This is a genomic window from Lysobacter humi (ex Lee et al. 2017) (assembly GCF_054781815.1).
On sequence record NZ_BAAGTR010000014.1, the window covers coordinates 1 to 26,023 of the forward strand.

Sequence of the window (26,023 nt, forward strand, 5' to 3'; positions counted from 1 at the left end):
ACATCCACGTACATTCGCCGGGAAAGCGCACTGCTCCAGGCTTGCACGGTCAAGTGGCCACCGCCTAACAATTCGTCCAAGCCGACGCCGCTTCGCGGCGCGGCTTAACTCAGGTGTTAGGGCGCACAGCTAATTCCCCGAGACTTGCGAGAACAGACATCCATGTCAGGCCCCGCCCCCGCTGGTGTATTCGTTTACGCCAAAGATCTTGCTGGTCTCGCACGGTTCTATGAGCGCGTGCTGGGCATGCGGCAGCTTCATGTGTCTTCCGAGCATGTCGTCTTAGCCTCTCCGCATCTCCAGCTGGTAGTCCACGCGATTCCGGAACCCATTGCCCGGCACATCGAGATCACGGTGCCGCCGCAGCGCCGGGAAGAGTCGGCCATAAAGTTCTTTCACTCGGTCTCAAGCATTGCCGAGGCAGCAGATCTCGTCGCGTCCTTAGGCGGTGAGATCTTTCCCGAGCGCTGGTCCGGTCCTGGGTTCACCGTGTCCAACGCCATGGATCCCGAAGGCAACGTTTTCCAGGTGCGCGAGAGTGCGCCCTAACAATTCGTCCAAGCCGACGCCGCTTCGCGGCGCGGCTTAACTCAGGTGTTAGGCGGCGTGGAAAGAGTCCAGGTGGTCATGGTCATGGCAGTACCGTTCCCAGATCGGTCGGATCTGGCCGAGTACGGCGGAGCTACGATCAACGTCTACACACTGGAGATTTCCGAGGAAGCGGCTCGAGAGCTCGCGTTGCAAGAGATTCGAGATGCTGGCTGGGAGCCTCAGGAGATTGAAGACCAATTCTGGCTGACCCGGGCGGACCTAACGGACACTCCGGAAGGCTTGGAGTACTTTGAGCAGGCGCTCGTAGACGGCATCGTGCTCGTGGTCCACACGTACCCGGATGGTCCTCTGTCGAAGGGCTCGGTCCATTAACGGGCCGCCGCCTAACAATTCGTCCAAGCCGACGCCGCTTCGCGGCGCGGCTTAACTCGGGTGTTAGCCCTCTGATGGAGACACCCTCGCAACTGAAGTCGGCGGGAGCGGCGCTGCTGGTACTCGCGGCTCTGTTCTCGGCTCTCGTCGCTTTTCAACCCGAGGGGCTCAAGGCACCGGCTTGGCTCGCCTACCTTGCCGCGGCGATCCTGGCGCTCGCCGGAACCCTTGCCTTGGCGCGCGCATACGGCCGCCACATGCTCGCGGATGGGCTGGCCTGTGCGGTTCTCGGCGGCATGTTGCTTGTCGGGCTGTGGATCGCGTTGGGTCCGGGCCCGCGCCAATGTGTCAGCCGCATCCCGAGCACGGGGGCATTGGTCTCGGCAGTATCGGAAACCACGTGTCGGTCGGCCTTCGGGTTCGGCGCCCTGCTCATCGCCGGTATGCTGGCCCTCGCGGTCCGCGGCTGGCTGCGTCACCGGTCAGCGGGCTAACAATTCGTCCAAGCCGACGCCGCTTCGCGGCGCGGCTTAACTCAGGTGTTAGGCAGCATATGCAGCACGTCCGCATCCATGTCACAAAGCTAGTTGATGATGCCTTCCCAGGTTGGGTTGAGTTCTTCATTTCCGGCGCGGATGGGGCGAATCACCGCTTCGTCGAGAAGGCGTCAGTGGTCTCAGCGGCAACACTAACCTTGCCATCTGAATCAAAAATCGCCTGTCGGGTCCACCAAATCCTTACTCAGCTCGACGGCCGGGCAATCGCAGAGATTGATACGGCCCCATGGGGCGTCGAATCGGATACTGGCTCCAGCAGATTTTTCGTCAACGTAGCTGAGCTTGTAGATCCGTCTTATGCTGCCTAACAATTCGTCCAAGCCGACGCCGCTTCGCGGCGCGGCTTAACTCAGGTGTTAGGTGCCATGGGAAAGCGCATCGCAGGCATAGTCACAATTGGCGTGCTGGCGATAGCTGCATGGGCCGCATGGGCGGTTCGCGAGGACCGAGCTAGGGCGTCGGCGTTCGAACTAGTCGCTACGGGGCAAGACCGAGCGCAGGCACTCAAACATTTGGGGCAGCCCGATCACGCCGAGCCGAACTGGCCAGGCTTTATTGCCTACGCAAATGGGCCATGTGCGGCGCCTTGCCGCGAACGCCTCTGGTGGGAAAGCCGCCTCATGCCCCAGGGCTTCGAAGCATGGTCGGTGGAACTTGACCCCACTGGGCGCGTGCTGCACAAAGCGCATTGGGTGTCTCCGTAGCTTGGCACCTAACAATTCGTCCAAGCCGACGCCGCTTCGCGGCGCGGCTTAACTCAGGTGTTAGGCGCTACAGGAGGTTGCGTGGCTAGTTGGAAGTCCCTTTTCCTGACCGCGTTGCTACTGCCGGCCTGCAGCGCAGGTCAGGCGGAGCAATCCGCCCCTAGTCAGCCACCCAGCCCGGCACCGACCGAAAGCCATCCGTACTCGGGGTTCTGGGCGGATGAGGGACACTGCGATGAGGGCTTTGGCTTGGTCATCGCGCCCGCTGGCGCAGGCAGTTACTCGGTTTCATTCTGCGGGCCTGGCGGCTGCTTCGAGCCGGGCACGTACCGTCCCAACACGCCTCTAGTTGGTGACTCGGCCTACCAGCTCATCGATCCGGACACCATTGGTGTAGGCGTCAACGGCGGCGGGTACCAGCGCTACGAGCGCTGCCGGGTATCGCCTAACAATTCGTCCAAGCCGACGCCGCTTCGCGGCGCGGCTTAACTCAGGTGTTAGGCGGCTATGGCGACGAACTCCGCACTCGCAGAAGAGCTAGACCGATTTGGGCGCAGGGGCGTGTACTCGCTCGTTATGGGCCTAGGCGCCTTTTTCGCGTACTTCAACGAACGGTTTGGATGGATCAGTGTGCCGGAGTACGATCGGTGGAGTGATCCATGGTTGAAGCCGCTCCTTGCTCTCGCTGAGCCTTACCTCGGCGTTCTCGTAATCGCAATCGGGGCCGGTTTCCTATGCCATGCCATCTATTGCTACTCGCGGTATAGCGCGGTGGCCAAGTCTGGTCGGTCAGCCGCCTAACAATTCGTCCAAGCCGACGCCGCTTCGCGGCGCGGCTTAACTCAGGTGTTAGGCCACAGATGAGGGTCCTCGAGCCGTGCTGCTGGAAGCTTTGATCGGTCTCGCGGTTGTCACCGGCATTCCTTTCACCATCTGGGGGGTTCCGGCTGGAGCATCGTGTTTACGCGGCCAGCCCGGAAGCGCACGCGGCGCTGTGCTTCAACAAGGGCGGCGCAAACGTTCTGTGGGCTTTTCGCCGAGCGCGGAGCTTGTCTCGGTCGCCGGCAGTTCTCGCACTGCCGCCTGCGCTCCGTCGCGCTGTTCGCTGGCACGTCGCAGGTGAAGCAGCATATCTCTGGCTATTCGTGGCCGTGACGGTCTTGCTTCTAGTCAGGCACCAGGCGCAGTCTGTGGCCTAACAATTCGTCCAAGCCGACGCCGCTTCGCGGCGCGGCTTAACTCAGGTGTTAGGCCGCGCAGATGATCAACAGGCACGTGCGAGTTCTTCGGGTGCTGGCTCTGTGCGCGGTACCTGTCTGGTTCGTTGTGCTTTTCCGGTACGGGATGGCGCCGGAACAGCATGAGGTGCTGCTGCTACTAGCTGGGGCGGGCTTTGTCGCCGCGCTCGTTGCGTTCTTCGCAACCCTGGCTTACGGGCCGTTGGCCTTTCCGCGCGGCTCACGCGAGGCCTCGCTGGCCAAAGCGCTGCTGTTGGTTCTCTCACTTGGCCTTGCGTTTGTTCTCAGTGGTCTTGCGCGTAAGCTGCTCGGGTGGGTCGCGGCCGCGGCCTAACAATTCGTCCAAGCCGACGCCACTTCGTGGCGCGGCTTAACTCAGGTGTTAGGCCACTGGATGGAACTATGTCGCAAGCGCTGATTCTGGCCATGGCGGCCCACGTTGCTCTCGCAGGCTTCTTGTACGTGCTTCTCACCATTACTCGGGCACCGGCCGTTTGGGGCGTTGGCCGTGGCTCGGATGGCTCAAATCCATTCGCTGGAGTTGAGTCACGCATCAGCGCGAACCTATCGAATCAGTTCGAATGGCCCGTTCTCTTCTATGTGGCCTGTGTCATCTTGCTCGTACATGCTGAGCCGGATCGGGCTGCAGTCGGACTGGCTTGGGTCTTTGTAGGTGGGCGCATCTTGCATAGCGCCGTCCAGATCGCCACCCGAAACGTCCGGCTCAGAGGTATCGTGTTCACGCTGAACTTCCTAGCCGTACTCGGGCTCTGGCTCTTAGTAGTCGCTCGGGCTGCGTCCGGCCCAGTGGCCTAACAATTCGTCCAAGCCGACGCCGCTTCGCGGCGCGGCTTAACTCAGGTGTTAGGCCCACTTCCAGCTATGAAAGTTCGTGCAGTGCTCACCGCCGGCAGCATCGCAGCCTTTCTGGTCGGTATCTTCCTCTTTATCTACTACCCGGCCGTGCCGAAATCGCTGCTCGGGTGGATCCTGCTTGTCGTTGTTGGTTTGCCCGCTTGGATGTTCCTCGAGTGGGCTGGCGATTCAGTCCTTGGCGCTCGATTCTTCAAGCGCCGCTCAAGTGCTGGCCGCATCTTCCTAGCGGTACCCGCGGTGGCTGCCCTGATGGGCTTGGCAACCTTGGTGGTCGTCTGCGTCCGTTGGGTTATCGTCTCCGCCTAAGTTGGGCCTCTGCACCGGTCTCGCAGTGGGCCTAACAATTCGTCCAAGCCGACGCCGCTTCGCGGCGCGGCTTAACTCAGGTGTTAGGCGGCAATGGAAAGTTCGATGCAAGTTGGTCGGTGGAGCATCCGGTTTGATCCGAACCTGACTCGCGAGCTGTACGCAAAGACAGTTGGCATCTCGTGCGAATGCACAGATTGCGTCAACTTCCGTGCGGCCGGTGAACTCGCTTTCTCTGCGCCCTTCCGCCATTTGCTCAGGCAGCTCGGCGTTGAGCCCAGCAAGCCAGCGGAGCTCTGCCACTACGGCGCCAGCGGCGAACCCATGCCAACGCAGGGGTGGTTTCATGTCGTCGGGCACCTCGATAGCGGCCGGGATGCGTGGCAGCAGACCGGCCAGGACACCCACAGCCTTGATCCAGAACCTTTCCCTGGCATGACAAGCATCGGATTCACGTCGCGCCTGTCTCAAGTTCCGGAACCCTTTGAAGGCCAACCGCTCGTCCAGTTAGAGTTCGAAACCATTGTTCCGTGGGTCACGGCGGCCCCGCTGGCATGAAGCACTGGTTGCCGCCTAACAATTCGTCCAAGCCGACGCCGCTTCGCGGCGCGGCTTAACTCAGGTGTTAGGCCGCGGTGTGGTTCTTGGCTGGCTTCGTCGAACGCGAAGCATCTCGCCTTACCCAGCTGCGCGGCAGGTCAAAAGCTGATCCCAAACGGCATCAAAGGCGCCGCCAGCAGTGGGCTGCCCTGCTCCACTTCTCGCAGCTTCGGCCGCAATCGTCTGAAGCCGCACGATTGCCCGGGCTTCGGCAGGTTCACACGGTCGCGGAAGGCGGCGCCACACCTCTTCGGGAACAGCAGCGCCGGCCGCCGCAACCCGCGCCCCGCTGAGGTGATGGCAAAGTCCCGAACCCTCGCCGGCCCAGTTGCATCGCCGTTCCGCTCGCTTCAGGCTACGGCCTAACAATTCGTCCAAGCCGACGCCGCTTCGCGGCGCGGCTTAACTCAGGTGTTAGGCCGCTATGGATGCATTGTTGATCGGCGCGATGCTTGCTGCAGTCCTGTCGGGCTTCATCGCGCTCGTCACGTCGTCTGCATTGGGGGCCGAGATTCGTGCTGCAGAGCCGGAGTACGCTGCTCACGTCTTCCGCCACTATGCGGATCAACTCGTCTTTCGGCGGCTTCCTATTCGCGCACGCGTGCTTTTCCTCGAACAGCCGCCAACTTCTGTCGCCCCATCAGTCCGGATACTGCGCTGGCTTTATGCGGTGCACTACGGAACACTTGCTCTAACGGTCGCGCTCGTCCTGGCGGTGTTTAGCGGGTTCGCGGCCTAACAATTCGTCCAAGCCGACGCCGCTTCGCGGCGCGGCTTAACTCAGGTGTTAGGCCTCATGTTTCATTCCAACCGCATCCCGAAGCTTGCCCTCCTGGCGCTAGTGGTTGCTGTCGCGTACCTACTCGCCATCTCCGGCCAGCCACGCATGGCCGATGGCGGTCTGAGCAGTGAGGAAATGTATTTCGGTGAAAAGGCGCTCACCTTGCTTGTTCCGCTGGTCTTGATCGCCAACGTGCTTCTCGGTGCAGTCCGGGCCAGCCGCGCCGGGAGTTGGCCTTGGCTCCTAGCCTGTGTCTTCCTGTGGCCGGTGTCCCTCGTGTATACGCTTTTCGTAAACCGCGGGCATGAGGCCTAACAATTCGTCCAAGCCGACGCCGCTTCGCGGCGCGGCTTAACTCAGGTGTTAGCCTCCATGAGCGCTTCCCACGCTAAGCAGTACATCATCGCCATGGCCGCGGTCGCCGCGCTGGCTATCTTTGCTCCATACGTACCTACTTCCTCGCTAAGCGTGCCCGATCCGGTCAATAACACCGACAAGCGAGTCAGGGTTGCGCTCACGAACGACGAACTCCTCAGTGTTTTGCGTACTATTCGCAGGGGGCGCTTTAACAGCGTCTACGAGATCGTTCGCTTCGATACGCGCCGTCCACTACTCATGATCGCACCGCCATCAGACGCTGATATTCGAGCCAAAGCTCAACTCGACGTGATGGTAGGAGAGATCTGTGGATCTCTCTGCGGAAGCGGGGAGCACTACTACCTAAGCAAGGTGAACGGCGAGTGGCAGGTCGTTGGTGTATCGGAATGGGTATCGTAGTAACGGCTAACAATTCGTCCAAGCCGACGCCGCTTCGCGGCGCGGCTTAACTCAGGTGTTAGGGCGCACATGGACCTTCTCGCGCATCTGGATCGTTCTCCGCTGAAGGCCGCCCGCGAGGCTGCTCAAGCCATTCGGGAGGGATGGCGCGTGTCATTCGGTCGCGACAGCATCTCCTTCCGCGAACTGGAGCGTGTATACCGGGTTCGTTTAGATCTTCTTCGTCAGCGCTCTGGCCAACACGCGCTGCAGCTGGCCTGTGGCGTGGAAGAATTGCTCGCCAATATTCCGAAGGCGAATAGCCAATGGGGCCATTGGATCACTATCGATGGTGGCGGAGTGCATCACTTCAACGTCCTCCTTTGCGGCATATCAGGTTCCCCTATTGGTTGCCTTCGTGTAGTTAGCAAATCGGCTGTTTCAGAGTCGGACTGGATCGAGTTGTGGCAAAGTGCGCCCTAACAATTCGTCCAAGCCGACGCCGCTTCGCGGCGCGGCTTAACTCAGGTGTTAGGGCGCATGAGACTGTTTGCCGCATGTATGGTTCTTACGGTCGCAGGCTGCGCAACCCCGCCGCGATCTTCTTGGCAGCCGGTTTCCGAAGCCCTTCTGCATGGCACCTGGATCGAGGCGAGCGGATTCAGCGTCGCCCAAGGCGAAGTGTTGGTGTTCGAGCCCAATGGAGATTTCTGCAGGCTCAAAAGCCCATCAGCGTCCAAGGCCCAGCACGGTTCGTGGGCGCTCGCAGGTGACAGCAACATTGCGCTTGAGATTCCGGGAAGCACCGATTGGCCCGAGCACATCCCCAATGAAGCAAACCCGCTGCTTAGGGTTCACCGTCTCCCAAACGGAAATCTCGTGGCAGGAATGCACTGCTCCCATTGCGCGGGGAACTTCGCAGGTGCCCAATACCGAAGAATTAAGGGCAAGGTTCAGGGCTGCGAAAGAAGGGGTACGAAGCCTGCGCCCTAACAATTCGTCCAAGCCGACGCCGCTTCGCGGCGCGGCTTAACTCAGGTGTTAGCGCTCACACTGGTTGCAACTCTTGTAGCGGCTCACTAGGCGGCTCACGGTTTCGCCGCTCGTGGCTGCATTTGGTGTCCGGCATCTCGGCCGCGGTGATGCATCCCGTACCCAGAGCGCTCAGTGCCCGCGGAACTGCCTCGCTAGCGCATGTTGTTCCGGCGTCGCAGCCGACAGCGCGCGAGCCGTGGCAAACTCACAGCTCATGCGGTCGGCATCCGGCCAGTTCCTCGGCGTGCTGATCGCTAACAATTCGTCCAAGCCGACGCCGCTTCGCGGCGCGGCTTAACTCAGGTGTTAGGCATGGCTGGACGCATCTCCGCAAGCGCAGTCGCCTTTCTGGCGCTTGCCGCGTGTCAGAAACAGGAAGCATCGGCTCCGCTCGAGAAGGGATGGGCGCCGCCTGGCGCCTGCAGCTTCGTAGGTAACCGTGCAGATAGGCACTACTGTGCTACCACCGGCACTCAACTTCTCGCGAACCCCGAAATCTATAACGGGCAACTTGTCCTGCTTTCGGGCTGGGCGGTCTCGGCTCCTGATGGGGAAGCTGCTGGCCTATTCCTGACAAAGGACGCCTTGGAAACGAGCGCGCTCTATGGCGCGCTGCGTCTCACAGGGCCCGCCGTGCCGGCGATCGTGGCGAGAAGAGATAAGCTCGAGCCTTGGTCGCCCCTCCAAGTGCGAGTTGTCGGGCGCTTTCACTTGCATGGCCTCGCCCCTGACGGAACACGGCGCAATAAAAGCCCATGGTTCGGCGTGCTGGAAGAAGTTCGTGAAGACTACTAGAGCCATGCCTAACAATTCGTCCAAGCCGACGCCGCTTCGCGGCGCGGCTTAACTCAGGTGTTAGGCAGCATATGCAGCACGTCCGCATCCATGTCACAAAGCTAGTTGATGATGCCTTCCCAGGTTGGGTTGAGTTCTTCATTTCCGGCGCGGATGGGGCGAATCACCGCTTCGTCGAGAAGGCGTCAGTGGTCTCAGCGGCAACACTAACCTTGCCATCTGAATCAAAAATCGCCTGTCGGGTCCACCAAATCCTTACTCAGCTCGACGGCCGGGCAATCGCAGAGATTGATACGGCCCCATGGGGCGTCGAATCGGATACTGGCTCCAGCAGATTTTTCGTCAACGTAGCTGAGCTTGTAGATCCGTCTTATGCTGCCTAACAATTCGTCCAAGCCGACGCCGCTTCGCGGCGCGGCTTAACTCAGGTGTTAGGGGGCTAGGGTGATTACTCGGCAACTCATGACTTTTCTCATCGCAGTCCTCGCATTCGGTTGCCAAGCGGCCGACAGGGGGCCGATCGGCAAGCGAGCTGGGGAGATCGTCGAGGTAACAGGCGAACTATCGGGGCCAGGCAAGGACGGCTTCTACGTGCAGGCGGGCGAGGATCAGGTCTTCCTACCGGATCTCGGGAGCGATCAACTTCTCGGTCAGCGCGTTGTCGCGCGGGGTCGGCTCCAAGTGCGCCCCGCTTACGATCCGTGCAGCGGCAGCAAGATGCCTCCCGAAGGGGAGGATTGTCCTGAGCAAGGTTCTGAAGAAATGCTCTACATCGAAGGCGCGTCTCTTGAGATCGCCCCCTAACAATTCGTCCAAGCCGACGCCGCTTCGCGGCGCGGCTTAACTCAGGTGTTAGGCCGCTATGAAAGATAAGCCGCTATTGCAGTTCGCCCTGGTCTTGGTGGCTTCGGCCGTCGTCGGCGGGCTTGTGGGGGGCGAGCTGACCGGCAGTGTGTTCTCTCCCCTCGGCGCAACGGTCGCCTTTGTCGTTGTGTTCGCGGGCATCATGGGCTTGGGCGCACTCTTCACCGCACTGCATGAGAGGAAGAAGAAGCGTCTGCCTCCTCCCGAGGTTAGAGCGGTCATGGACCGAATAATCCTAGCGCAGGGTGCGACGCACGAAGGTCTCGAACGTGCGAAGAAGGCGCAAGACGAGCGTGAGCTTTTCGCACGGATTGATGAACTCCAGGCGCTCTCGGAAGCCATGATTTTCCGAATCCGGCAGTGGCCGGAGCAGCATCAAAAGCACGGACACAGTTACCTGACAGCGCTCGGCAGCAAAGACGCGCTTGGCGCAGTGAAAGCATTGCGGTATCTCCCGGAACCGCTGAAAGTTGAACTTAAGGAGTACACCGGTCGTGTGCAGCGTCTTATGGCTAAGTAGTGCGCGGCCTAACAATTCGTCCAAGCCGACGCCGCTTCGCGGCGCGGCTTAACTCAGGTGTTAGGCCCTGCAGCTGATGCACCGCGGCGGCCCGCCTTCACGCCGTGCTTCCGCGATTCAGCGCCCCCGTCGCAGGGCTGGTACGCTGCCGCAGATCAGGGAGGAATGCCCATGGAGCACTATAAGAACCTTACCGCGCAGCAGCTCATGTTGTTGGCCGCCTCGTCCGTACTAGTGGGCGCCGGGGTCTTCTCCTGGAACAACGTCGTGGGCGCCTGCATCTTGGCCGTAGCGTTCGCATTCGGCGTTGGGGCGGTTGTGAAATACCGCGGTCGCAACTCGTCGGGCAGGGCCTAACAATTCGTCCAAGCCGACGCCGCTTCGCGGCGCGGCTTAACTCAGGTGTTAGCGCTCACACTTGTTGCGACTGCCCCGGCGGCTCGCTAGGCCGCTTGGCCATTCGCGTCTTACGGCTACGTTCGGCGGCAGGGTTTTCGGCCGCGGTGGAGCCCTCCCCCGCCCAGATCGGTCAGTGCCCGCGGTGGCACTTCCCCGGCGCCTGAGCTTCCGGCGTCGCGCCGGATGCCGCGCAGGCCGTGGCACACTTCCAGCTCTCGGGGATCTTTGCCGGCAAGTCCTTCGGCGTGTGATCTCTAACAATTCGTCCAAGCCGACGCCGCTTCGCGGCGCGGCTTAACTCAGGTGTTAGGCCGCTATGGAGGGCTGGTCCGTGATCGCGAGATTCAAGGCGTGGTACTTCCCGCCGCGGCCGTTTGAATCCGGTCGGCTCTATCCGCTCCTGGGTGTCCGGCTCTTCAAGAAGTACCTTCCCACCAGTGGTGATCTGGTGTCGCGTCGTCGCCGCATCAAGCACATCAAGGTACTGGAATCCGGTGGGCGGCAGGCTGCCCTCGACCGCTTCCAGCACCAGTCCCAGAAGTGGGAATTCGGGCACCTCGTCTCGGCCGTCTTGTTGCAGGCCTGGGCAGTCGTGGGTGGGCTGTTCGTCAGTCCCGTCCAGTTCTGGGCCTGCACCGGCATTAACCTCGTCGTGAACATCTATCCGGTCATGCTGCAGCGCTACAACCGGGTTCGCATGGCCAGCTTGCTGTCAGCGGGCACGCGGCCTAACAGTTCGTCCAAGCCGACGCCGCTTCGCGGCGCGGCTTAACTCAGGTGTTAGGGCGCTATGGCGAAGAAGCAGCGGCGTGTCGGTTGGGGCTGGTGGTTGGCCGGCCTTGCAGCGGCCGCATTCGTGCTGCGGATTGGATACTTGGTGTTCGGGTCTCCCGAAGGCGCACTTCCCGATGCCCAAGGCATGTTTACCGGCATTCTTTGCGCGCTCTTTGGGCTTGGCCTACCCTTCCTAATGCTCGCGGCAATCCTGTACCCGCTATTCATCAGGAACGCGTCCGGAACGAGCGAGGAGTCGCGGAGTACGGAAAAGCGGACAAATGAGTCTAGCCAGCGCGCGCCCTAACAATTCGTCCAAGCCGACGCCGCTTCGCGGCGCGGCTTAACTCAGGTGTTAGCGCCCATGGGCAGAGCTGTCGCAGTCGTAGCGTTAGTTGTCGCGGGCACCACCAACAATGCGGCTGCGTGCAGCTTGGTCACCCCAATTGCGGTGCCCTTCCAAGCTTCAGAGCGCACAGTTCCGGCGAAGCCTCCTGTCATGCCACCCGTTGCGGTTCAACGAATTAAGCGCGGCAATGGAGCGGACCCGAACGATTCATGCAGCGATCTGGGCGCGGTTACGTTCGCCATACCGGCCAGCCGTACAGCTCGGAGGCTGCTCTATTCATTCCAGACCCTTCGTGCCACAGGGGAGCCCCTCGCGATTGATGCGCCGCCGAGCCGCGGCATCGAGTATCAAGGCCAGTTGCTATTTACCTTTCCTTGGCTCGATGGTACGCACTCGGACCAAGAGCCATTCGAGGCCGTGGTTCGCATCACTCCATATCGGCCCACCGGCGAGCAAGGTGAGCCGGTCGAGCTGGTGGTGTCGGATAATGGGCGCTAACAATTCGTCCAAGCCGACGCCACTTCGTGGCGCGGCTTAACTCAGGTGTTAGGCCTATATGCAACAGAATCCATACTCGGCACCACAGACAAAGAGCAACGAATCACGCAATTCGGCATGTCGCCCCTCGCCCGTCAGGCTTGCAGCGGGGTTCGTCGCCTGCAGTGTCCTCGTCGGCTTGTGTAAATTCTTCTTTGTACCGGCGTTAACCTCGGGCGCAGCCACAATTCTTGCGGTCGTGCTTCTGTCGGGCATTACCGCGCTGCTTGTCGCCGCCGTTCTTTCACGAATGAACTGGGCTCGCTGGTTAGTTTCCATTCTCTTGGCTACCAATATCGCGTTCTTTCCTGCAGCCATTGGCGGTACTTCGCTGCTGCCGCTCCAGGCGATACTAGTCACGCAGGCCATGTTTCAGGTCGGTGCTCTCGTGCTCATGTTTCTGCCACCGTCGGCTAGCTGGTATAGGCCTAACAATTCGTCCAAGCCGACGCCGCTTCGCGGCGCGGCTTAACTCAGGTGTTAGCGCTCACACGGGTTGAAGCTGTTGTAGCGGCTCACTAGATCAATTGGTATTTCGTCACTCGCGGCGGCATTCGGCGGCCGGCTCCTCGCCCGCGGTGGTCCACCCCGCTCTCCAGACCGGTCAATGCCCGCGGAATCTCTTCGCTGGCGCATGCGGTTCCGGCGTTCCGGCGGAAGCTTCACTGGCCATGGCAGAATCCAGGCTCATGTGGTCCATGTCCGGTCAGGTTCTCGGCGTGCTGATCGCTAACAATTCGTCCAAGCCGACGCCGCTTCGCGGCGCGGCTTAACTCAGGTGTTAGACCTCCCAAGGCGAAGCCATGGCTAGCGAGTATCAAGAGATTGATAGCGTCATCGCTCAGTGGGTCGAGCGCCATTCGCTTGCGCTGTATACGCACGTCGAAGGGCATGCTGGCACCTTCAGGAACGTTTATCTGGGCTCAGCTCAAGAGTGCGCTCAGATCTGGATCGACCCGCCGAAAGACGGCTTCGTAGCAGTGCATGCCGCAGACGTCGAAAGTCGCAATGACGAGCCGATGCGCATGGATTGGCACGAGCCGGTGGTAGGGTTACCCTCGGTGCTGGAGCAGGCAGTCATGCACGTACACGCCTGGTTTGCCCGAGAGAATCACGGTGGGCAGGCCTAACAATTCGTCCAAGCCGACGCCGCTTCGCGGCGCGGCTTAACTCAGGTGTTAGGCCCCTCATGAAGCAGATAGGCCTCTGCGTTTACCTAGTCCTGGCACTGACGGGGTGCGGATCGCCCGTGGAGTCCACCGCCATTCGCAAGCAGTTTGAGGCGAACAGGACTGTTGACCTTAGGCGAGCAGTGCCGAGCCGCTGGGACCGCGTCTGCATACTTGGTCCGTACTCAGATGACGAGGCTGCGCAGAGCACTCTCGGCTTTGCTTGGCCGCTTGAAAGCAAGTCCTCTATCAAGACGAGTGACAGCATCACGCTTCTGGTGTTCGCCCGTGGCAAAGAGGTCGTCCGCTCTGTCGAGCATCCTCGCGGCTCCGGGGACTTTTCCAATCTCTCGGGTCGCTGCTTCCGGCCGGACAAGGCACAATTCATCCATGTCGAGCGGCCCCGAGAAGGCTGGCCGGGGATGTTCCCTGAGGCCGGGGCCTAACAATTCGTCCAAGCCGACGCCGCTTCGCGGCGCGGCTTAACTCAGGTGTTAGGCCGCATGAACAGTTTCGAGTGCGTGTCGTGTGGTTGCCCAATTCGTATAGCTGCGTGGGATCTGGTTCCGACCAGCTTCCCGGAGAAGCACTTCTGCGGTGGATGCGGCGCCGCGAATATGCTGAGCCGCAAAACCCTGTTGCTGTGCGTTCTCCCCAGCATCCTACTAATGCTCGTCGCGGGTCTGGTCTGTCGCGCGGGCGGCAACTATGAAGCCGTGCTTCCGGCCGTGTTCGGCGGGTACGCCCTAGGAGCTCCGGTCGGCGTTGTGCTGGCGCGGCGATACGGTAGGCTGGGCCCTCCTCTCAGGCCTCTGCTGTAGCGGCCTAACAATTCGTCCAAGCCGACGCCGCTTCGCGGCGCGGCTTAACTCAGGTGTTAGCGCTCACACGGGTTGCAGTTGCTCTAGCGGCTCCCTAGGCAGCTCATTCGTTCGTAGCTCGCGGCTGCATCAGGCGGCGAGGTTATGGCCCGCGGTGGTCCGCCTCGCCCTCCGGATCGGTCAGTGCCCGCGGTGTCCCCCGCCCGGCGCCTGCAATTCCGGCGCCGCAGCGGACATAGCACACGCCGTGGCAAACTCCGGACTCGCGCGGTCCATGTCCGGCAGGCTTCTCGGCGTGTGATCGCTAACTAGTCATTCAACCCGACGCCGCTTCGCGGCGCGGGTTAATTCCGGTGTTAGGGGGCAGGATGCAACTTTGGAAGCGCCGGTTAGTAGGACTGTTGGGTGTTGGCGGCGGAGCGGTCGGAATCGCCGCCGTTCTGTCCATCGTGGCCAACCAGCGAAATCCTCTTGAGCGGATGTTCTCTCTCGTCTTTGCGCTGCTTTATGGCTGGGGCATCTGGTGCGGCGTCAAGGCGCTTGAGGGTCACCCGGGTGCCGAGCGCTCAAACCTTAGGTTTTGGCTGGTGCAGATTCCCGCCCTCACTAGTCCGGTGCTCGGCTACTTCTTTGCCTGCGGGTTTCACCTCACCGCGGGCGTGCAGATTGATCCGCTCAAGTTCAACGCTAACTTCATGCTTGGGAGCACTTTTAGCTATTCGCTGGGCCAGGCGGATACTCCAGTCATTTTTTGGCATTAAGGTTTTTGCGCTTGCCATGAGCGTCTGGCTGCGGCGCCAAGTACGAAGCCTGCCCCCTAACAATTCGTCCAAGCCGACGCCGCTTCGCGGCGCGGCTTAACTCAGGTGTTAGGCGGCATGGTGAGACCTAAGCGCTCGCTCAAAACCGTCGCCCTGTGGGGCTGTCTGGTCGTGTCGGGTTACCTGCTTGGCGTCGCCGGCAGCTCTACGATGGCCGCCTACGGCATCACGTCATTTGCCAACGATCGCCGCGGAGAGTGGTTCCTAGTCACTGCTCCAATTATTCTGCTGGTCGCTGCCGCTCTAGGCTTCCCATCGTTTCGCGCGCTCAGGCGCTCATTCGCCGGTGCCCGCCTAGTGGCAGTTGTAGTTGCCATGGCGCTGGCCGGCTGGGCATTCACCACGTGGCGGTTCGCAAATGCCGCCTAACAATTCGTCCAAGCCGACGCCGCTTCGCGGCGCGGCTTAACTCAGGTGTTAGCGCCCAGATGAACCCATATCGCGCTCCAACAGAAAGCACACCGAGCGAGCTGCAAGGCTTCCGCTGGCGCCGCACCTTGCTATATGCCGTCTTCATAATCCTTGCGGCCAACATGCTTGGCTTCGTTAGCGGGCTTGCCTTTGCGCGCTGGGAGCTCTTCGGTGCAACAATTGAGGAGGCAGTAGAAAACTCCCGCCTACTCAGGCGGGTCGCGATCGGTGCAGTCGCGGCCTTCTTTTACTGGCGTCTCGCGGCCCCGGTGACGTCCCGAAAGTGGCTCCATGTTGTGGTGGCATTTCTCGCCGTACAGGTGCTCGACATCCTTCTTTCAGTCGTTCTGTTTAGTGCGCCCCTCCATGAACTTGTCGATCCCGGCCCCACCATCCGGGGTGCCTTGGCAGCGCTAGTCGGCTGGGGGTTGGCGGCGTTGGGCGCTAACAATTCGTCCAAGCCGACGCCGCTTCGCGGCGCGGCTTAACTCAGGTGTTAGGCCTCCGGTGAAGCTTCCCTCGCTCGTCAGCGCTCTCGCCCTCGCTCTCACTGGCTGCATGTCGGCTCGTGCCCCGAGTTGGGCCGGTCACGCCTGGTCAGGTCAGGAGCCGGGCAAGTTGGTCGCTGAGCTTCGGTCTAGTCGCGAGCTTCCTGCCGAAGGCTGGCTGGTTCGCGCAGAGCCTGCGAACGCCGACGGCTCCTTCGCCTATCGCAAGCAGTCGCCGTCCTTCCGGTACGCGGATCGGGGCTACTTCAGCATTGAGCGGGGCTGGCGGCCGGATCAAAACTACATAGGCCTCCTCTCTCCAGAGCGAGGCTTTTGCGTCGTCAACCCGGAAATGCAAGGGGAAGTCTCTGGTGGCACCGTCATCACGTATCGGGTCTACGACTACTGCGCGGTGTTGCGCAGCCCGTAGGCCTAACAATTCGTCCAAGCCGACGCCGCTTCGCGGCGCGGCTTAACTCAGGTGTTAGGCCCCGCACGGGGCAGCATGGACAACCCGAATCCATATCGCGCCCCATCTAGCGTTCCGGTGGGGGCCAAACCCGCCCGACGGATCCGCGTGCTTGCTGTCGTCGGCTACGGACTTGCCCTTTTCGTCGCTGGCGTCGCAGTCGGCGCGCTCACACCGCCCGGGTCTCTGCTAGTTGACTTCATGCTCTCCTTCGTCGCCCAGGCAACTGTGTTCACGTTACTTGCGTACCGGCAGGCAGGTCTCGTCGTCACCCACGCGCTTCTCGCCATCTGCTTTGAGTGGGCACTGGGGTGGGCGGCCAATTCAGTGCTGCAGCATTACATCCCCACTCCCGCAGAGCCTGTCGTGCTATCTGTCGTCGGCTGGGCAGTCACGTTTGTTGCGTTCGCCGTGGGGGTTACTATCGGCTCCCTACTCAGGCGCCGTCGCGAAGGCGGGGCCTAACAATTCGTCCAAGCCGACGCCGCTTCGCGGCGCGGCTTAACTCAGGTGTTAGGCCTCATGGCAAGTTACTCATGGCGTTGCCCAGCATGTGAGAACGTGGCACCTGCGGGTTCACAGGCCTGTCCTGCTTGCGGCTGCCCGGACAATGCGAGCGGGGCCGAGGCGGACCGGTACTTTCGTGCATACGAACAGTCTGAGGCGGTACGGGCCATGAGCCAGTTTCGGTGCCCCAAGTGCGATCATCACCTGCACGTGGCCGGCGAGCTCCGTGCTGCCGGGGGAGCTTTCTCGTCCGCCTTCGAGATCTCCAGCGAAAAGTTCAAGTACATCGCGTGCCGGGCTTGCGGATATACGGAGTTCTATCGTGCAGACCTCTCAATCGGCAGTCAGGTTGTCGATCTGCTCGTGGGCTGAGGCCTAACAATTCGTCCAAGCCGACGCCGCTTCGCGGCGCGACTTAACTCAGGTGTTAGCGCTCACACGTGTGCGTCTGTTTCGGCGGCTCACTAGATGGCGTGGCCGTTCGCAGCTCACGGCCACATCCGGCGGCAGGGTTCTCGGCCGCGGTGGAGCCCTCGCCTCTCCCGGATCGGTCAGTGCCCGCGGTCGTGCTCCCCTAGCGCCTGAGCTTCCGGCGTCGCGCCGGCCATGGCGCCGGCCGTGGCACACTTCCGGCTCTTGGGGATCCGGTCCGGCCAGTCTTTCGGCGTGTGATCTCTAACAATTCGTCCAAGCCGACGCCGCTTCGCGGCGCGGCTTAACTCAGGTGTTAGGCCTTGGAAGGAGCTTCTCCGCTACTGCAAGAGATGAAAGTCTCCGCTCGCCGGTTCGCGCTCGGCTGGGTAGTGTATGTGGCGCTCACTGGCGTGCTTTACGCACTTCTTGCCCGACCGGACCTTCCAATCACAGGCGGCCATTTGGTCACAGGCACCGTGTTCGCCCTCGGGTTTGTCGTCTTCGGCCGGAATATTTGCGTTGGCTTTGGTCCGCCCCGCTTCCGGGTTGCAGCGTCGTACCTGGTCTCCGTTAGTACAATCGCAACACTTACGTGGGCGCTGTGGAGTTGGGCTGCCGGCAGCTAGGCGCGCCAAGGCCTAACAATTCGTCCAAGCCGACGCCGCTTCGCGGCGCGGCTTAACTCAGGTGTTAGGCAACGCAGGTAGCTATGTCGCGCTCGATCCATCCTCAAGAGGCAGCAGTGATCAAGGCGGCACTGGCGGCGGCGCCGACGGCGGCATGCACGCCTGAAATCGTGGCCTCTGTGCCCAACCTTCGGGTGACTGCCGGCTGCGAATGCGGCTGCGCCACGGTCTGGTTTGGCCCTGCAGGCGCCGCGTCCACCGGGAGTATCGTCGCCGATGCTCGGGCCACCGCTGGCACACAGGATATCGATGTGATCGTGTGGGCCTCGGAACAGGAGATCGTCGGCCTCGAGCTCGTCGGTGAAGGAGCTGTACCCTTACCAGAGCCGGCGACCGTCAGGCAGCAGAGCGTTGCCTAACAATTCGTCCAAGCCGACGCCGCTTCGCGGCGCGGCTTAACTCAGGTGTTAGGCCTCGAATGGCAGAGTTCACGCACTCGGAACACGTCATAGCCGCTCGGAAAGAAGCGGCTCGGCTTGCCGGTCGGGTGCTTTCCGGGGATGTTTGCCCGGTCGAATCGGCACATAGGCTTGCATCTCTGATTGAGCAGGCGGCATTAATGCGGCTGCACCGGCTGCCTGCACGCTAGCTGCCGTGTCAAGCCAAGTTGATCACCTTCCACTCGGAGAGGTACGAGCGCACTGGGCGCCGAACGCCCTTGCCGTACTGGAGCCGGAGATCCATGCTGCACGAGAATGGGCTAAGCCACAGGTCTTCGAAGTATGTGAGTGGTTGGTTCGCGAGCTCGAGGCCTAACAATTCGTCCAAGCCGACGCCGCTTCGCGGCGCGGCTTAACTCAGGTGTTAGCGCCCAGAGTCGTTGCCCGCGTCTTGGGGTAGTCCCGTCGCAAGCGAGTCGTTCCGAGCAGCGTCATTGGCACCGCAAGCGCGTCGCCGTGCATCGTCGCGTCGTGCCCGGGCAGCCTAGCTGGCTTCATGCCGCGTGCCGCGCACGCTCGGGTGGCTTTCCGGTCCCAGAAATCTCAGTGGCCCGCGTGCACGGCACCCGGCCTCGGGTCTGGCCTCGGCGGCTGGGGCAGTTCCCTGCCCTCGCCCTTTCGGCTTTATGCCCTGCTGCGCAGCGCGCCCAGGCGGCCGTGCCACGTCGCGCTCAAGCTGACCAAGCTCGCGGCTGGGTTCTCGGTCAGTGCTCTGCCGTGGCATCCTCGCCACCTGAAACCACCGTTCGCGCTCCGTTGTTGCTCGGCTGGGCGCTAACAATTCGTCCAAGCCGACGCCGCTTCGCGGCGCGGCTTAACTCAGGTGTTAGGCCTCACGGGAAGCACTCTCGCAATCGACGGAAGTGATCTCGGCAGCCGGATCATTCGGGTGAACCACGCAGGCGAGCATGGCGCCGTAAACATCTATCGCGGCCAGCGCATCCTGGCAGCGCTTACAGCGCGCTCAATTCTTCCTGAGCTGGCCCACTTCCAGACCCATGAGCAGGAGCATCGCGCCACCTTTGCCGCCGAGCTCCACCGTCGCGGGGCTCGCCGCTGCCGCAGCTACTGGCTGTGTGGCCTAGGTGGGCTGGTTCTGGGCCTCATCACCGGGGCCCTCGGGCGTAGTGCCATAGCAGCTACTACCGTAGCGGTAGAGAACGTCGTGCTCAGACACCTTCAAGAACAGTTGGCTGAGCTTTCCGGCAGTGATCCGGCCGCCTGCGCCGCGATCGAGTCGATCGTCCGGGAGGAGCAGGAACATCACGACAGGTCGCAGGCTCAAGTGGTGGCAGGCAGCTTCTGGTCTCGCGTCCTTACCCCGGTGGTCCGGTCTAGCACAGAAGCGGTGATCTGGATGGGCATGCGACTATGAGGCCTAACAATTCGTCCAAGCCGACGCCGCTTCGCGGCGCGGCTTAACTCAGGTGTTAAGCCGCCATGGACAGTGACTCCCACGCCAAGCAGATACGAGCGAAAAGAGCTGCTCGCCTCGCGCCTTTGACAGTCCCGATCGTTGCCATAGGTGGCGACGCGATCTACTCGCTTTGGGTTTCGGGATCGTTTGATCGCATGGGCGGCTTCATGTACGGACTCACGTACGTTTTCATTCCTGTCCTGGCGTACTTGCTTTGGCTTGGTCTCGGCATGCCGGTGGCGTACTGGCTAGACCGCCGAGGCTCCCTGTCCGTCTCAACCTTTTGCTTGGCATCCCCGCTGCATGTCGCAGCGTGCTCGGCTCTAGGGGCTCTGGTCCTTAATTGGTCCTATGGCATCGTATTTCTGGCAGCGGCGCTACAGTTGGTCATGGCCATAGCATTTAGTGCCTTAGCGGGCTTGAGATGGCGGCCTAACAATTCGTCCAAGCCGACGCCGCTTCGCGGCGCGGCTTAACTCAGGTGTTAGCGGTCACAGCGAGATTAATGCAACGTGCAAGAAGCGCCCCGCAATGCCCCGCCGGGGACTATCCCGGTTGACCCGGAAGAAGGTTTTGGCCCCCACCTTACGGATGCCTTCTTGGAGGCGTACGGAGAAGACTCCGTATTTGTCACCGCCACGGTTGATCTGCTCACCTGGCGGTTCGTTCGTGTGCTTGTTAAGGCTGGCAAGCTGCCGGAAGAGTTTGAGCCTCCTCAATTCGGCCCACCTGAAATGCGTCGCGCCCTCGCTGGGCTCATCACCAAGCTATCCGAGCGCGGTCAGGATCGTCCGGCCGTCTCGCTTATGCGCTCTGCTATCGGCCACGAACACCCACTGGCGTTTCAGAATGTTGCGCGTGCTGTCTTGGGCGAAGGTGTTGTGGCTTCATGGCTGGCCTGCTTGGAACGCGAAGACTATGCTAGGGCCGAAGCGCTGCTGGAGCCGCATTAGGTGAGCGCTAACAATTCGTCCAAGCCGACGCCGCTTCGCGGCGCGGCTTATCTCAGGTGTTAGCCCTTGCCATGGAAGAGTCGCCGCCGCCACTCCACAGACCGTCTGTCGCGCCGTTCATGTATGGCTTGCTGGCCGCCGCGGTCGCAATGGCTTTGACGGTTGGCGCTCGCGCTGCCGGTTGGCCCGAGTACTTGGTGCGTGGCCTCACCGGGCTGTACTTTCTCGTCTGGGTCGGCACTCTCGCCATCTGGGTCCGCCTAGCGGCGCAAACCATCCGTTACCGTCGGGAACGACGTCGCCGTTCGCGGGCTGGCAATGGCTAACAATTCGTCCAAGCCGACGCCGCTTCGCGGCGCGGCTTAACTCAGGTGTTAGCTCTCAGGGGAAAGTAACGTGCGACCGAAGGTTCTAGCGCTCGCAGCTCTTGCGGCACTGTCATTCGCATCCGGCGCGGCGGGCCAGTACCTATACCCCGGACACGACATGTCGCCCGTGGATCTCTGGCTATTGCCCGCATTCGCGCTGATGATCTTTTGGTGGTATCGCACCGACACCTCTGAACGCAACTACAAGCGCACGCCGTGGCTAAACGTCAGTGTCATTGCTGTGGCAGCACTAGCGCTCCCGTACTACTTTTTCCGCTCTCGTGGCTTTAAGCGTGGCGCTGTGGCCACACTGGCGCTAATTCTCGCCATGATAGCGTCCGGCCTCCTCACGCTCGGCGGGCAGTACGCGGCGTATTACGGCCTGCAGAGCTAACAATTCGTCCAAGCAGACACCGCTTCGCGGCGCGGCTTAACTCAGGTGTTAGGCCCCGATATGCAGCTCATCGAGAACGTGCGAGAACTCCTCTCAGGTCACCCTCGCCTTCGGGTGGAAGATGACGGCCGGACACTCACGGCGCCTGCCGCAGATCGCACGGGGTTCGACGTGACGTTATGTGCCGAGGAGACCGGCTACACGGTGTGGCTGGGCCCGTGGCATCAGCACTTCGAGTTGGCGGAAGAGCAGTCGGCTTCGGACTGCTTCGTGTTTGGCCTATCCGGAGAGTCGCGCCTTCTGGTGAAATCGCGAGGTACGCGAGACTACAGCTGGACCCTAGAAGCTCTCGAGCAGGGCGAATGGCGAACGTACTCCACAACCGCCCTGCTGTTTTTCCCGTTTTGGCGCCGGCGCACCGTTCGGCACCTGCGGAATCAGCCGCCCAGATCGGGGCCTAACAATTCGTCCAAGCCGACGCCGCTTCGCGGCGCGGCTTAACTCAGGTGTTAGGCCTTCAGAACATGCTCGACACGTTTGCCCGCTATTGGATCCATCTGTCCGTCTGGCACGTAGTGACGCTGCTAGCTGGTATTGCATTGCTGGTGCCGCTCAGTCTTGCACTACATGGCTCCAAGCGCTCAAAGCGGATGGTCACAAGCGAAATGATCTCGGCGGTCGGAACGGCTGTTCTCGTCCTTGTCTGGCTCTGCTTCGTTGTCTATAACCGATACCCGCGTGGCTGAAAGGCCTAACAATTCGTCCAAGCCGACGCCGCTTCGCGGCGCGGCTTAACTCAGGTGTTAGGGGGCAGAAGAGAATGCGAGGCGCTCATTGGTTCCTTGGGGCCGTAGTTATTGTCGGCCTAGTCCAACTGCTGCAAGCCGCCCGCCTATTTGCTGCGGCTAACCATCTCGGAACACCAGCTTGGCACCGTTGCTGGGATGTCGTGCGCAACTCCACAGGTCAGCCGCCTTCACTCAAGCTGGCGGAGGCTTGCACCGCCCTGCACACTCAACTCGCGGCCCTCGCGGAAGCAAACTTCCGCAGCGCTGCGTGGCAGGCGTCGCTAGGCCTATTCCTACTTCTGTGGGGTGTCGTGTTCTCGCTTTGGCTAAGGCGTAAGCTGCCCCCAAAACAATTCGTCCAAGCCGACGCCGCTTCGCGGCGCGGCTTAACTCAGGTGTTAGGCGCCATGCCGATTAACGAGGCACTTGTCCGAAAGCTCGGCGCGTCCTGCGCTATCGCGCTCGCTGTCTTCCTCGGCTGCCTGGTCGTAGCTAACTCTGTGTTCGACCATGTACTTGCGGTCGGGCTGGCATACGGGGCGGCCGCTGTCCTCGCAGTGTGTTCGCTCTGGCTCTGGGTGTATTGGCTCGCCTACTTCCGCCGCACGGGGCAGACCCAAGAATTCTGGCTCTGCTACTGTCTTCCCTATATCTATATGGCCTACCGGACAGTGGACATCTTTCGCCGGGGCGCGCGAGATGGCGCCTAACAATTCGTCCAAGCCGACGCCGCTTCGCGGCGCGGCTTAACTCAGGTGTTAGCGCTCACACGTGTTGCGTCTGTTTCGGCGGCTCACTAGGTGGCTTGGCCGTTTGCAACTTACGGCCACATCCGGCGGCAGCGTTCTCGGCCGCGGTGGAACCCTTACCTCTCCCGGACCGGTCAGTGCCCGCGGTTGTGCTCGCCTAGCGCCTGAGCTTCCGGCGTCGCGCCGGCCACAGCGCCGGCCGTGGCACACTTCCGGCTCTTGGGTCCCGTCCGGCCAGTCTTTCGGCGTGTGATCTCTAACAATTCGTCCAAGCCGACGCCGCTTCGCGGCGCGGCTTAACTCAGGTGTTAGCCGTCCTCATGCGAACTCATCCGCTTTTGATACTCCTTTTCTCGTTCGGCGTTCTTCTGCTCTGCGTCGGCATTGCAGTCGCCTTTTTGAACATCGACAACTACGATGCATTACCGAATCACGAGAAGCTGCTGGTCTTCCTCCCATGGCTGGCCGCAGTTCCACTCATCTTTGCGCCAGCCTTCGCCAAATGGCATGAACTGAACAGTGAGATGAAGGCGAGGCTTGTAATGATGGTCGTTACACCTGCGGTTGTGGCCGTAGGCGCTGGACTCTGGTACTTGCAAGCAGCCGGCACGTACGGCTAACAATTCGTCCAAGCCGACGCCGCTTCGCGGCGCGGCTTAACTCAAGTGTTAGGCGGCATGGAAACGTTCGATTCGCTCGTAAGAGCCTCCCTGGTGGCTGCAGCGCTTGCGGGCCCCGTGCTCCTCGGACGTCGCACGTCAGGTCGAAGAGCCCTTGTCGGCTCGGTAATTGTTGCGGGCCTGTTCGCTGTCGCCTGGGCGCTGTGGCCGCATGTGTATGGGGAGTTCCGTCTCGCCCAACTGGGCTTTGACCCGCTGGGTATGTCCGAGTCCGAACGTCTAGCGAAAGTGCCTGTCTCGGCCCGGGCCGAAGCGCAGCGCATCGAGAACTCGCTGCTGGGCATAGGCTGGCCCCTTCGGGCGCTGCTCTTGCTGCCGTTGGCACTGCTGTATGCCGTAACGGCTGCTAGCCTTGCAGGTCGCAGGCGCGGCCGTGTCGCTGCCGCCTAACAATTCGTCCAAGCCGACGCCGCTTCGCGGCGCGGCTTAACTCAGGTGTTAGGTGCCATGGGCAAGTACATCGCACTGGTCGCATTGTTCCTCACAGCTGCCCCGGCATTGGCCAGCTCATGTCTCATGCCGTCAGTGGCACAAGACCTCCGGGCGTCAAAAGTTGTGGTCGCAGCGCAGGTGCGCGGTGTCTCGGTCGTGCCTCACCCGCGAGAGCCCGGCAAGTACCGCCAGACCATCCTCTGGCGGGTTCATGAGGCCTGGAAGGGGCCGCACCGCTACGGCCGTGACTTCACAACTCGCACCACTCTCAATTGCCCCACATGCACCCATTACAAGGTGGCGCACGGGCGGCTCATGGTGCTTTATCTGCGTGGCGCCGAGCCATACGTCCTTCCCTGGTGCAGCCGCACCAACTTCCTTGAACACTCGCTCAAGGATGTCCCCCTCCTTTATAAGCTGTCGGGTTCCGGGCTTGGCACCTAACAATTCGTCCAAGCCGACGCCGCTTCGCGGCGCGCCTTAACTCAGGTGTTAGGCCCCGGAATGGGAGACCGCCGATGGTGAAGTTCACGCTTGCCTGCTTCGTCTTCGGCTGGGCATTCATCCTCGCGGTCGCTTTCGGGCTGATATCGCAGGAAAGCAAGCTTGGCTTCGGTCCCCTGATCTTCTTCATGGCCGCAACCATGGTCGGTTCAAGCGGCGGAATTGAAGACCCGGAGAACCGCACATTGTTGTTCTTGTTCGCTGCACTTTCGCTGGGTAGTGTCCTTCTATATGCGGTGTTCCGCTTCTTTATGCTGTTCGGCTGGGCAGGTCACTAGGCCGGGGCCTAACAATTCGTCCAAGCCGACGCCGCTTCGCGGCGCGGCTTAACTCAGGTGTTAGGCCGCATGGAAAGTTCTGAGGTGCCCGTGAACTCCACAAGAATTTGGCTTGCGGCGCTGGCCGCTGTGTTAGTGCAACCGCTTGTATTCCTCGTGCGCCTTCTGCCGGACTACTTCGCCGCTTCAGGTCCTCTCTACGGCATTGGCTTCGTGCTTGTGGCGGTTGTGGCCGTCGCAGCGGCAATGGTTTTGCTCTTCGGCATTCCTATCTTCCTCATGCTTCGCCGGCTGAACCGCCTCAGCTGGGTGTGGCTCGGCGTCGCAGGGGTTTTACTCGGCGGGCTGCCCGCCGCGCTGTCATGGCCACGACCGCTTGAGGGGTACTCAGCAGGCCACAACTGGCACGGGAAGTATGTCGAAACCTATGTCAACGGTACTCCCACCCTGTATGCCTGGCTCGGCTACTGGGAAGGCGTGGCCTACTTTTCTCTCCACGGGCTCGTTGGCGCATTGGTTTTCTACGCGGTGTGGCGCCGCGGTGTGCGGCCTAACAATTCGTCCAAGCCGACGCCGCTTCGCGGCGCGGCTTAACTCAGGTGTTAGGTGCGCATGAGAGAACGTCGTCGCCGAATCATCTATTCGTTGCTTGGCGTAGTTCCCGCGAGCGCTGGAGTCGCAGTGGCGTATCGGCTTCTAGGCGGTGGCGAATTTGCCGCCCTCGCCACGCTCGCTTTACTCGGCGTGGTAGGGCTGGTTCTCGCAACTGCCGCACGGTTCCCGGTTTCCACTCGGGTTTACGTCGTCGTTTGGCTGCTGCTCGCGCCTAGCATGCTGGGCGTCCTGCTCGCCCTGCCGTTTCTCGCCCTAATGGTGAGCCTCGCCACTATGTCTTCCCAGCATATCCTTGTGGCAGTTGCAGTATTCGCCGGGCTAGTCACGGGGCCACTTGCATGCACAATCCACTTCTTGGTGCGTAGTCGCTGCGCACCTAACAATTCGTCCAAGCCGACGCCGCTTCGCGGCGCGGCTTAACTCAGGTGTTAGGTGCGCATGAAATACCTCGCAGCATTTGCGGTCGCGCTCATCGCGAGCTGCGCAACCGTCCCAACCGGCTACTCCAGCCTGGACTCGCTCTTGGCAAACCCGGGGGCGTCGAATGGCCGTCCGGTTGCGGTGTGTGGCTGGTTTTTCGTCGATACCGAAACCTGCACCTTGG

At 61.5% G+C, this 26,023-nt stretch carries 27 protein-coding genes; all 27 read left to right on the forward strand.

All coding sequences use genetic code 11. From position 1 onward, the window contains the following. Positions 1-162: 162 nt before the first annotated feature. Positions 163-549, forward strand: coding sequence for a VOC family protein (locus tag ACYVJJ_RS14725; protein ID WP_460834739.1), 387 nt, complete (start codon positions 163-165; stop codon positions 547-549). 84 nt (positions 550-633) lie between these two features. After that, a complete protein-coding gene (locus ACYVJJ_RS14730; RefSeq protein WP_460834740.1) occupies positions 634-924 on the forward strand; it encodes a hypothetical protein in 291 nt (96 codons plus the stop codon). Positions 925-998: 74 nt separating this feature from the next. Beyond that, complete coding sequence (locus tag ACYVJJ_RS14735; RefSeq protein ID WP_460834742.1) at positions 999-1,418, forward strand: hypothetical protein; 420 nt, start codon at positions 999-1,001, stop codon at positions 1,416-1,418. A gap of 2,027 nt (positions 1,419-3,445) precedes the next feature. Then, on the forward strand, positions 3,446-3,757 hold the full coding sequence (locus tag ACYVJJ_RS14740; RefSeq protein WP_460834744.1) for a hypothetical protein: 312 nt from the start codon (positions 3,446-3,448) through the stop codon (positions 3,755-3,757). 92 nt (positions 3,758-3,849) lie between these two features. Further along, positions 3,850-4,239, forward strand: a complete 390-nt coding sequence (locus ACYVJJ_RS14745) for an MAPEG family protein (RefSeq protein WP_460834783.1) — start codon at positions 3,850-3,852, stop codon at positions 4,237-4,239. A gap of 66 nt (positions 4,240-4,305) precedes the next feature. After that, entirely contained in the window at positions 4,306-4,605 is a 300-nt protein-coding gene (locus ACYVJJ_RS14750; RefSeq protein WP_460834745.1) for a hypothetical protein, read from the forward strand. 93 nt (positions 4,606-4,698) lie between these two features. Further along, positions 4,699-5,163, forward strand: coding sequence for a hypothetical protein (locus ACYVJJ_RS14755; RefSeq protein WP_460834747.1), 465 nt, complete (start codon positions 4,699-4,701; stop codon positions 5,161-5,163). A gap of 466 nt (positions 5,164-5,629) precedes the next feature. After that, a complete protein-coding gene (locus ACYVJJ_RS14760) occupies positions 5,630-5,944 on the forward strand; it encodes a hypothetical protein (RefSeq protein ID WP_460834748.1) in 315 nt (104 codons plus the stop codon). Between the two features lie 57 nt (positions 5,945-6,001). After that, positions 6,002-6,301, forward strand: coding sequence for a hypothetical protein (locus ACYVJJ_RS14765; protein WP_460834750.1), 300 nt, complete (start codon positions 6,002-6,004; stop codon positions 6,299-6,301). Between the two features lie 57 nt (positions 6,302-6,358). After that, complete coding sequence (locus ACYVJJ_RS14770) at positions 6,359-6,763, forward strand: hypothetical protein (protein ID WP_460834751.1); 405 nt, start codon at positions 6,359-6,361, stop codon at positions 6,761-6,763. A 69-nt stretch (positions 6,764-6,832) separates the two neighbouring features. After that, complete coding sequence (locus tag ACYVJJ_RS14775; protein ID WP_460834753.1) at positions 6,833-7,225, forward strand: hypothetical protein; 393 nt, start codon at positions 6,833-6,835, stop codon at positions 7,223-7,225. An 864-nt stretch (positions 7,226-8,089) separates the two neighbouring features. Then, entirely contained in the window at positions 8,090-8,572 is a 483-nt protein-coding gene (locus tag ACYVJJ_RS14780; RefSeq protein WP_460834755.1) for a hypothetical protein, read from the forward strand. 462 nt (positions 8,573-9,034) lie between these two features. Continuing rightward, the gene (locus tag ACYVJJ_RS14785; RefSeq protein WP_460834756.1) at positions 9,035-9,376 is read left to right on the forward strand and encodes a hypothetical protein; all 342 of its coding nucleotides are present in this window, start codon (positions 9,035-9,037) and stop codon (positions 9,374-9,376) included. Positions 9,377-9,434: 58 nt separating this feature from the next. Next, on the forward strand, positions 9,435-9,956 hold the full coding sequence (locus tag ACYVJJ_RS14790; protein WP_460834758.1) for a hypothetical protein: 522 nt from the start codon (positions 9,435-9,437) through the stop codon (positions 9,954-9,956). A 730-nt stretch (positions 9,957-10,686) separates the two neighbouring features. After that, on the forward strand, positions 10,687-11,127 hold the full coding sequence (locus tag ACYVJJ_RS14795) for a glycosyl-4,4'-diaponeurosporenoate acyltransferase CrtO family protein (protein ID WP_460834760.1): 441 nt from the start codon (positions 10,687-10,689) through the stop codon (positions 11,125-11,127). A 1,691-nt stretch (positions 11,128-12,818) separates the two neighbouring features. Beyond that, on the forward strand, positions 12,819-13,145 hold the full coding sequence (locus tag ACYVJJ_RS14800; RefSeq protein ID WP_460834762.1) for a hypothetical protein: 327 nt from the start codon (positions 12,819-12,821) through the stop codon (positions 13,143-13,145). A 119-nt stretch (positions 13,146-13,264) separates the two neighbouring features. Continuing rightward, complete coding sequence (locus tag ACYVJJ_RS14805; RefSeq protein WP_460834764.1) at positions 13,265-13,630, forward strand: hypothetical protein; 366 nt, start codon at positions 13,265-13,267, stop codon at positions 13,628-13,630. Positions 13,631-14,373: 743 nt separating this feature from the next. Continuing rightward, the gene (locus ACYVJJ_RS14810) at positions 14,374-14,766 is read left to right on the forward strand and encodes a hypothetical protein (RefSeq protein WP_460834765.1); all 393 of its coding nucleotides are present in this window, start codon (positions 14,374-14,376) and stop codon (positions 14,764-14,766) included. Positions 14,767-15,254: 488 nt separating this feature from the next. After that, the gene (locus tag ACYVJJ_RS14815) at positions 15,255-15,725 is read left to right on the forward strand and encodes a hypothetical protein (protein WP_460834767.1); all 471 of its coding nucleotides are present in this window, start codon (positions 15,255-15,257) and stop codon (positions 15,723-15,725) included. 1,144 nt (positions 15,726-16,869) lie between these two features. Continuing rightward, positions 16,870-17,073, forward strand: coding sequence for a zinc ribbon domain-containing protein (locus ACYVJJ_RS14820; protein ID WP_460834769.1), 204 nt, complete (start codon positions 16,870-16,872; stop codon positions 17,071-17,073). A 751-nt stretch (positions 17,074-17,824) separates the two neighbouring features. Then, the gene (locus tag ACYVJJ_RS14825; protein WP_460834770.1) at positions 17,825-18,160 is read left to right on the forward strand and encodes a hypothetical protein; all 336 of its coding nucleotides are present in this window, start codon (positions 17,825-17,827) and stop codon (positions 18,158-18,160) included. Positions 18,161-19,064: 904 nt separating this feature from the next. Beyond that, on the forward strand, positions 19,065-19,616 hold the full coding sequence (locus ACYVJJ_RS14830) for a demethoxyubiquinone hydroxylase family protein (protein WP_460834772.1): 552 nt from the start codon (positions 19,065-19,067) through the stop codon (positions 19,614-19,616). A gap of 1,481 nt (positions 19,617-21,097) precedes the next feature. Further along, positions 21,098-21,373, forward strand: a complete 276-nt coding sequence (locus ACYVJJ_RS14835) for a hypothetical protein (protein ID WP_460834774.1) — start codon at positions 21,098-21,100, stop codon at positions 21,371-21,373. A 1,842-nt stretch (positions 21,374-23,215) separates the two neighbouring features. Next, complete coding sequence (locus ACYVJJ_RS14840; RefSeq protein ID WP_460834776.1) at positions 23,216-23,530, forward strand: hypothetical protein; 315 nt, start codon at positions 23,216-23,218, stop codon at positions 23,528-23,530. Positions 23,531-24,037: 507 nt separating this feature from the next. Beyond that, positions 24,038-24,466, forward strand: a complete 429-nt coding sequence (locus tag ACYVJJ_RS14845) for a hypothetical protein (RefSeq protein WP_460834778.1) — start codon at positions 24,038-24,040, stop codon at positions 24,464-24,466. 74 nt (positions 24,467-24,540) lie between these two features. Continuing rightward, complete coding sequence (locus tag ACYVJJ_RS14850) at positions 24,541-24,804, forward strand: hypothetical protein (RefSeq protein ID WP_460834779.1); 264 nt, start codon at positions 24,541-24,543, stop codon at positions 24,802-24,804. A 69-nt stretch (positions 24,805-24,873) separates the two neighbouring features. Further along, positions 24,874-25,398, forward strand: a complete 525-nt coding sequence (locus ACYVJJ_RS14855) for a hypothetical protein (protein ID WP_460834781.1) — start codon at positions 24,874-24,876, stop codon at positions 25,396-25,398. Positions 25,399-26,023 lie beyond the last annotated feature (625 nt).

Coding starts and splice junctions, on each gene's coding strand:
- ACYVJJ_RS14725 (WP_460834739.1), top strand. CDS start 163: ATGTCAGGCCCCGCCCCCGCTGGTGTATTCGTTTACGCCAAAGATCTT.
- ACYVJJ_RS14730 (WP_460834740.1), top strand. CDS start 634: ATGGCAGTACCGTTCCCAGATCGGTCGGATCTGGCCGAGTACGGCGGA.
- ACYVJJ_RS14735 (WP_460834742.1), top strand. CDS start 999: ATGGAGACACCCTCGCAACTGAAGTCGGCGGGAGCGGCGCTGCTGGTA.
- ACYVJJ_RS14740 (WP_460834744.1), top strand. CDS start 3,446: ATGATCAACAGGCACGTGCGAGTTCTTCGGGTGCTGGCTCTGTGCGCG.
- ACYVJJ_RS14745 (WP_460834783.1), top strand. CDS start 3,850: ATGGCGGCCCACGTTGCTCTCGCAGGCTTCTTGTACGTGCTTCTCACC.
- ACYVJJ_RS14750 (WP_460834745.1), top strand. CDS start 4,306: ATGAAAGTTCGTGCAGTGCTCACCGCCGGCAGCATCGCAGCCTTTCTG.
- ACYVJJ_RS14755 (WP_460834747.1), top strand. CDS start 4,699: ATGGAAAGTTCGATGCAAGTTGGTCGGTGGAGCATCCGGTTTGATCCG.
- ACYVJJ_RS14760 (WP_460834748.1), top strand. CDS start 5,630: ATGGATGCATTGTTGATCGGCGCGATGCTTGCTGCAGTCCTGTCGGGC.
- ACYVJJ_RS14765 (WP_460834750.1), top strand. CDS start 6,002: ATGTTTCATTCCAACCGCATCCCGAAGCTTGCCCTCCTGGCGCTAGTG.
- ACYVJJ_RS14770 (WP_460834751.1), top strand. CDS start 6,359: ATGAGCGCTTCCCACGCTAAGCAGTACATCATCGCCATGGCCGCGGTC.
- ACYVJJ_RS14775 (WP_460834753.1), top strand. CDS start 6,833: ATGGACCTTCTCGCGCATCTGGATCGTTCTCCGCTGAAGGCCGCCCGC.
- ACYVJJ_RS14780 (WP_460834755.1), top strand. CDS start 8,090: ATGGCTGGACGCATCTCCGCAAGCGCAGTCGCCTTTCTGGCGCTTGCC.
- ACYVJJ_RS14785 (WP_460834756.1), top strand. CDS start 9,035: ATGACTTTTCTCATCGCAGTCCTCGCATTCGGTTGCCAAGCGGCCGAC.
- ACYVJJ_RS14790 (WP_460834758.1), top strand. CDS start 9,435: ATGAAAGATAAGCCGCTATTGCAGTTCGCCCTGGTCTTGGTGGCTTCG.
- ACYVJJ_RS14800 (WP_460834762.1), top strand. CDS start 12,819: ATGGCTAGCGAGTATCAAGAGATTGATAGCGTCATCGCTCAGTGGGTC.
- ACYVJJ_RS14810 (WP_460834765.1), top strand. CDS start 14,374: ATGCAACTTTGGAAGCGCCGGTTAGTAGGACTGTTGGGTGTTGGCGGC.
- ACYVJJ_RS14815 (WP_460834767.1), top strand. CDS start 15,255: ATGAACCCATATCGCGCTCCAACAGAAAGCACACCGAGCGAGCTGCAA.
- ACYVJJ_RS14820 (WP_460834769.1), top strand. CDS start 16,870: ATGAGCCAGTTTCGGTGCCCCAAGTGCGATCATCACCTGCACGTGGCC.
- ACYVJJ_RS14825 (WP_460834770.1), top strand. CDS start 17,825: ATGTCGCGCTCGATCCATCCTCAAGAGGCAGCAGTGATCAAGGCGGCA.
- ACYVJJ_RS14835 (WP_460834774.1), top strand. CDS start 21,098: ATGTCGCCCGTGGATCTCTGGCTATTGCCCGCATTCGCGCTGATGATC.
- ACYVJJ_RS14845 (WP_460834778.1), top strand. CDS start 24,038: ATGGGCAAGTACATCGCACTGGTCGCATTGTTCCTCACAGCTGCCCCG.
- ACYVJJ_RS14850 (WP_460834779.1), top strand. CDS start 24,541: ATGGTGAAGTTCACGCTTGCCTGCTTCGTCTTCGGCTGGGCATTCATC.
- ACYVJJ_RS14855 (WP_460834781.1), top strand. CDS start 24,874: ATGGAAAGTTCTGAGGTGCCCGTGAACTCCACAAGAATTTGGCTTGCG.